This window comes from Streptomyces anatolicus, from assembly GCF_019400875.1.
In the GTDB taxonomy this organism is placed as follows: Bacteria; Actinomycetota; Actinomycetes; order Streptomycetales; family Streptomycetaceae; genus Streptomyces; species Streptomyces anatolicus.
Window position 1 is genome coordinate 1 of record NZ_WMBF01000386.1, and the last position, 6175, is coordinate 6175.

5 protein-coding genes are annotated in these 6175 nt (G+C 73.7%); 3 read left to right on the forward strand and 2 right to left on the reverse strand.

What is annotated here, in order from left to right:
* The first annotated feature begins 1 nt into the window (after position 1).
* Together GKQ77_RS25460 and GKQ77_RS25465 are read left to right on the forward strand one after the other, a co-directional pair.
* On the forward strand, positions 2 to 661 hold the full coding sequence (locus tag GKQ77_RS25460; protein WP_308117786.1) for an antibiotic biosynthesis monooxygenase: 660 nt from the start codon (positions 2 to 4) through the stop codon (positions 659 to 661).
* 163 nt (positions 662 to 824) lie between these two features.
* A complete protein-coding gene (locus GKQ77_RS25465) occupies positions 825 to 1562 on the forward strand; it encodes an SRPBCC family protein (protein ID WP_219691274.1) in 738 nt (245 codons plus the stop codon).
* A gap of 9 nt (positions 1563 to 1571) precedes the next feature.
* Here GKQ77_RS25465 and GKQ77_RS25470 read toward each other — a convergent pair whose 3' ends face one another.
* Positions 1572 to 3419 (reverse strand): DUF8508 domain-containing protein, encoded by a 1848-nt coding sequence (locus GKQ77_RS25470; protein WP_219691275.1) that lies wholly within the window; start codon positions 3417 to 3419, stop codon positions 1572 to 1574.
* 259 nt (positions 3420 to 3678) lie between these two features.
* On the opposite strand from GKQ77_RS25470, the gene GKQ77_RS25475 reads away from it, so the two are divergent.
* Positions 3679 to 5130 (forward strand): hypothetical protein, encoded by a 1452-nt coding sequence (locus tag GKQ77_RS25475; protein ID WP_219691276.1) that lies wholly within the window; start codon positions 3679 to 3681, stop codon positions 5128 to 5130.
* Between the two features lie 30 nt (positions 5131 to 5160).
* Here GKQ77_RS25475 and GKQ77_RS25480 read toward each other — a convergent pair whose 3' ends face one another.
* The gene (locus GKQ77_RS25480) at positions 5161 to 6018 is read right to left on the reverse strand and encodes a serine/threonine-protein kinase (protein ID WP_219691277.1); all 858 of its coding nucleotides are present in this window, start codon (positions 6016 to 6018) and stop codon (positions 5161 to 5163) included.
* Positions 6019 to 6175 lie beyond the last annotated feature (157 nt).

Genomic DNA, 6175 nt, shown 5'->3' on the forward strand with positions numbered 1-6175 from the left:
CATCAGCACCTGGAGCACCGGCTCGCCTGAGCGGCAGCGGGCCACCCTGGACGCCATCGCGCGGGCCTGGGAGAGCCGCCCCTGGCCGCACGAGGGGCTCCTGTCGTACACGGTGTACGCGGGCTCCGACGGCTCGACGGTCCTGCACCACTCGCACTGGCGGGACGAGGAGGCCCACCGGGAATTCTCCGCCGGGGCGCGCAACGGCAGGGACGCGCGCAACGCCGACATCGACGCGGCCGTGCCGGGCATCGAGCGCCTGGGCCTTTCCAAGACGCGGCTGTACCGCAGCTGGAGCGCCGGTTCGGGCGGGGAGCGGCGCGAGCCCGGCGCGATCGTGATAGTGAAAGTCCCCTTCGAGCACCCGGACGCCGACCGCCAGCGCGCCTGGGTGGACGGGGTGCTGGAGGCCCTGGGCAGCGACCCGGTCGAGGGCAAGGGGCTGATCTCCGCGCACTTCCACGCCAGCACGGACGGCCGGGAGGTCGTCAACTACGCGGAGTGGGAGAGCGAGCAGGCCCACATCGACGCGCTCGCCGCGGCGGGGGAGGGGGTGGGTTCGCCGACCCCGCAGTGGCGGCGGGTGCGCGCGTTCCCCGGGGTCGCGCCCGGCGGCACGGTCGCCCGGTACCGCTTCGCGTACGGCTTCGTACCGAGCTGAGCGTAGATTCCGGGCCCCCTCCCGACGACGGCCGCACCCGCCTGGACAGCGGTGGGCGTGGGCGGGACGGTGGACGCGGGCCGGACGTCACCGCGGTCGCAGACAGGCCGGACCTCACCGCGACCGACGGCTCGGCGGCCGCGGCAACCCCGAGGGAGTCGGCATGGGCGGCGGCGGCAAGGAGTTCGAGATAGCCCGGGAGTTCGAGGTGGAGGGCTCCCCGGCGCAGGTCTGGGCCGCCCTCACCACCGGGACCGGCGGCTGGCTGCGCCCCCTGAAGTACGAGCCGCGCGAGGGCGGCGCCGCCCCCTTCGGCGGCACCGTCACCCGCTGGGACCCGCCGCGCCGCCTCACCGCCCGCGTCGAGGACCCGGACGGCGTACCCGGCCAGAGCCTCGACCAGCTCGACCAGCTCATCGAGCCCCGCCACGGCGGACGCCGCTCCTGGCTGCGCCACGTCCACAGCGGCGTCTTCACCGAGGACCGGGACGGCCAGTACGCCGAGGCCATCCGGCGCACCGACTTCCAGTTGCACACCCTGCGCCAGTATCTGGCGTACTTCGCGGGCCGCCCCGCCGTCTTCACCGCCCTGGACGGCCCGCCCGCCGCGAGGGCCCCGGACGCCCTCGTCCGCCTCGCCCGCGCCCTCGGCCTGCCCGACGACGCCGGTGACGGCGCCCGCATCCGCGTGGAGGCCCCCGGTGAGGAACTGGACGCCGTCATCGACTTCCGCAGCCGGTACTTCATCGGCCTGCGCTCGGACGACGCCCTGTACCGCTTCCTCCGTCCCGGCCGATCCGGCGCGCCGGTCGGCGTCCGCGTGCACGACTTCGGCCCGCACGCGGACGCCAAACGCGCCGAACTGGCCTGGCGGGACTGGCTGCACCACCTCTACGGGTGAGCCCAGGCACTACGGCCTGAAGCGCAGCACCTGCGGGTCGTGATCGCTGTTCTGGTCCGAGAACTCCGCGTTGATGTGCACGCTGTCGTAGGAGAAGTCGTCGCCGACCCCCGGGCTGGTCAGGATCTGGTCGAGGACCTGCGAGTTGCCCTGGTAGACGTACGAGTAACGCTCGCTCTTGGGCAGCGACTTGACGGCCGGGTACAGGGCGCCGCCGTCCTGGAGGGCCTTGGTGGTCGCCGAGAACTCGAAGTCGTTGATGTCGCCGAGCACGACGACGTCCGCGTCGCGCTGGACCGCGCGGATGTCCTTCACGAAGCCGTTCACGGCCTGCGCCTGCTTGAGCCGCTGGACCTCGGAGGAGCGCACCGGCGGCTGGTGGTGCGAGGTGAGGCCCTCGTCGCCGCCCTTGGAGCCGAAGTGGTTGGCGATCACGAAGACCGTACGGCCGCGGAAGACGAACTCGCCCGCCAGCGGCTTGCGGCTGTTGGTCCACGCCGCGTTCTGCGGGTCGATCCGGCCCGGCGAGTGGCTGAGCGCGGCCCGCTTGCCCGCGCGGACGACCTCGGTGGGCGTCGTCGCGTCGCCGCCCGCGCGCTCGGTGAACGAGACGCGCTCGGGGTTGAAGAGGAACACCTGGCGGATGTTGCCGCCGGGCTCGCCGCCGTCCTTGTTGTTCACCGGGTCGATGGACCGCCACTCGTAGCGCGGCCCGCCCGCGGCGACGATCGCGTCCGTGAACTTCTTCAGGGTCGCGCCCGCGGCAACCGTGCCGTCGTTCTTCGCGCCGTTGTCGTCCTGGATCTCCTCCAGGGCGACGATGTCGGGCGAGGCGAGGTTGTCCACGACCGCGCCGGCGAGCGCGTCGAACTTCGTCTGCGGGTCGCCCGGGTCGAGGTTCTCCACGTTGTACGTGGCCACGGCCAGCTCACCCTTGGCCTGGCGCCGCGTCTTCTCGCGTACGAGACCCTTGTCGCGTACGTCACCCAGCTCGCGGGCGACCAGGGTGTAGCCGCCGAACTGGTTGAAGTCCAGGGGGCCTGCCGCGCCGCCCTTCAGGACATCGCCGACGTTCGCCTTCGGGAAGGGGCGCTCGGAGACGGGCGCGAGCTGCTGGATCTGGAGGCGCCCGCCGTTCTGCGCGTCGTAGGAGCCGTAGACCGTGCCGCCGCGCCGGTTGCGGTTCTCGCGGGGCTTCACCGTCACCCACAGCTCGTGGTACGGGTCGGTCGCCCCGACCACCCGCGAGCTGCCGACGCCCACATTCATGCCCTCAAGGGACTCGTACAGGTCCAGGGCGTACGTACGCGGCTTCAGCGGGAGCGCGTTGACGCTGTTGCCCTGCGCGGGGTCACCGGCGGGCGCGTAGCGCGCGGGCACCGACCTGGTGTCGATCCGGACCGGCGCGGGCAGCGCGTTGCCGGAGGACTCCACGGTCACCGTCGGCTTGGTGATCTGGGTGAGGGACTGGTTCCCGGACGCGGCGCCCCCGGGAACGTACTCCCCGACCGTCCCCGAGACCCGCACCGCGTCGCCCGGCTTGACGGTGAGCGCCGCCGAGCCGGTGAAGACGAAGACGCCCTCGCTGGTGGCCGGGTCCGCGTCGGCCTTCGTGTCCTGGATCCAGAAACCCTTGGAGCCGTGGCCGCGGACGCCGGTCACGACGCCGAAGACGTCCGTGACCTGCTGTCCGACCAGCGGGGAGATCCGGGTGGTGCCCTGGATGTCGTGGACGCGGATCTCGTCGGCCGAGGCCGGGGAGGTGGCGACGGCGAGCAGACCCGCCGCGAGGGCGGTCGCGACGACCGCGCTGACGGCGGCCGGTCTCGGCATACGGGGCGTCGGTATCTGAGGCATGAGGGGACTCCGGATGAGGGTGACGGAACGGTGCGGCGGTGCAGGGCCGTGTGGGCGCTCTACGCGCGTCAATCTCTTGCGTGACCAGGGGAGTTGTCAAGGTTGTGCCGGTGTTCTTGACCTGTACGTTTTCTGACAGGGACATGAACCGGGCGGCATGGTGCCAAATCCGTCTAGGCTTGCGCCCTGCCGACCCTTCCCCGCGCTCTTGACTCCGTCGAGCAGGGGAGAGCCCCACCCCCCGGAGGAGAACCAGCCGATGTCCGTAAGCCCCGCCACCCTGCCGCCGGTGCTGCTGCACCCCGAAGCGGAGCTCGCGCGGGCCGCGCTCGCCACCCCGCTGCTCTCCCGCGCGGTGCGGCTCGCCCGCTGGGCGGGACCCGGCACCCGGGTCGGCGCGGGCGGCGAGCTGGTCGACGCCCAGCTCCCGGCGGCCGCCGCCGAGCTGGGCCTCGCGGCGGACGACCCGGACGCGGCCGCGCTCGCCAGCGAGGCCTGGCGGGTCGCCGTCGACACCGGCCTTGTCGAGGTCACCGACGGCGAGGAAGAGGGCGCGGAGGGCACGGTCACCCCGGGCGAGGACCTGGCGCTCCTGGCCTCCGGCAGCCCGCAGGACGTCCTCGGCGTATGGCTCGGCGCCCTGGACACCGTGTACGCGGACGCCACCGTGCCGGACATGGAGAACCTTCTCGACGTCCTGGAGGAGAAGGGCGAGGTCGACTTCGCCGAGCTGGGCTGGGACCCGCAGGCCGAGGCCGACTTCCTCGACGGCGTGCTCGGCAACCTCTACCTGCTCACCGTGGGCGACGCCGCGGCCGGCGAGGGCCCCGTGCCGCTGCCCGCGCTCGCCGCCTCGATGATCGTCCCCGACGACATGGGGGAGCCCACGGACGACGTCCTGGAGCAGGTGTCGGACGCGATGATGAAGCTCGACGACCAGTTCCGCCTCTTCGAACCGCTCGGCCTCGTCGAGTACCAGCCGGTGGACGAGGCCCTCATGGCCGAGGTCGACGACACGGCGGAGCCCGCGCCGATCGACGACGAGGACGTCACCCGGTACGGCATGGTCCGGCTCACCCCCCTCGGCCTGTACGGCGTCCGTGCCCGGATGCTGGAGGCCGGTGTCGACGCGCCCGCCGTCGGCGACCTCGCCGACAAGGGCGCGGACGTGCTCCTTGAGGGCACCTCCGGCTTCCCGCAGGCCGCCGCGCAGGCGGAGATCGAGCAGTGGCTCGCCCGGCACGAACCGCTGGGCGCCGCACGGGAGTTGCTGGCCGCGGCCCGCGGCGGCGACGAGGGCGCGCCGCTGCGCAGACTCCGCTGTCAGCAGGCGCTCTCCCTGGTCGGCACGGAGGCGGAGCCCGCGCTGCGGGAAGTTCTCGACGACCCGGAGCTGGGCGGCCTCGCCCGGGTGTGGCTCGCCGAGCACGGCGCCACGGACGTGCCCGCGCCCTCCGAGGCGCTCATCTTCTGGCTGACCATCGACACGCTCGCGGCCCAGCTCGCCGCCGAGGGCAACTCGGACGAGCTGCAGGGCCTCGTCGAGGGCCTTGCGCAGCAGCACAGCGGCTTCTTCGCCCAGGCGTGGCGGGTGGAGCACCCCGCGACGGCGGACGTCCTGGAGGCGATGGGCCGCCTCCACCCCGACAAGAAGGTGGCGAAGGAGGCCCGCAAGGCCGCCTTCAAGGCGAGGTCGCAGCAGGGGCTGTAGGCGACGGCTGTACGAGTGGGCGGCAGTACCTCACCCCCACCTCAGCAGCTCCGTGACCTCTTCCTCCTCGTGGTGGATCAGGTCGCTGACCGGCTCCCGACCCCACCAGGGGTACCGCGCGGCCCGCTCCCCGCACCAGGCCATCACCTCCGCGACCGTCGGGCGGGCCGCGGGGGTGCGGGCCAGGCAGCGGCCGAGGAAGCCGGTCCAGGCCGCGCCCGGCACGCCCAGCAGGTCCGGGTCCTCGTGCAGCGTGCGGTGCAGCACCCCGGGCGCGCGGCCCGAGCCGAACGGGCCGCGCCCGGTCGCCGCCACCGCGAGGACCGCGCCGAGCGCGAACACATCGGTCGCGGACCCCGGGCAGCCGTCCCGCGCCAGCTGCTCCGGGGCGAGGAAGCCGGGCGAGCCGACGGCGGCGGGACTCTCGTCGGCCGCGTACCTGGCGACGCCGAAGTCGAGGAGCTTCGGCCCGGCACGGGTGATGATGACGTGGGACGGCTTCACGCCCCGATGCACGACCCCGGCCGCGTGCACCCCCGACAGGGCATGGGCGAGCGCCGCGCCCAGCGCGGCCAGGTCGGCGTCGCCCAGAGGCCCGTACGCGGCCACCGCCTCCGGCAGACCGGGCCCCGCGCAGAACTCGACCGCCAGCCACGGCTGTTCGGCGTCCGGATCCGCGTCGAGGACGGCGGCCGAGTACGGCCCGGTCACGGCCAGCGCGGCGGCGGCCTCGCGCCGGAAGCAGGCACGGAACCCCGGAGCCTCCGCGAGGCGTGCATGGACCGTCCTGAGAGCGACCGGCCGCCCCGACGCGGACCGCGCCAGATGGACGCGGCCCCTGTCGCCCTCGCCGAGCAGCGAAACGATCCGGTACCCGCCGAACTCCACGGGCGCTCCTTCCGGCGGGCCCGGGCGGGCCCTTCCTGCGACAGGACGAACTGACGGTCTGTGCGACGTCTGTGAGGCATCGTACGGTTGCGGCTGCAGGGAGCTGAGGGGCGAGTCACAGAGGGGCGCCCGGGGGAAACCCAGGAGGGGGCCGAGG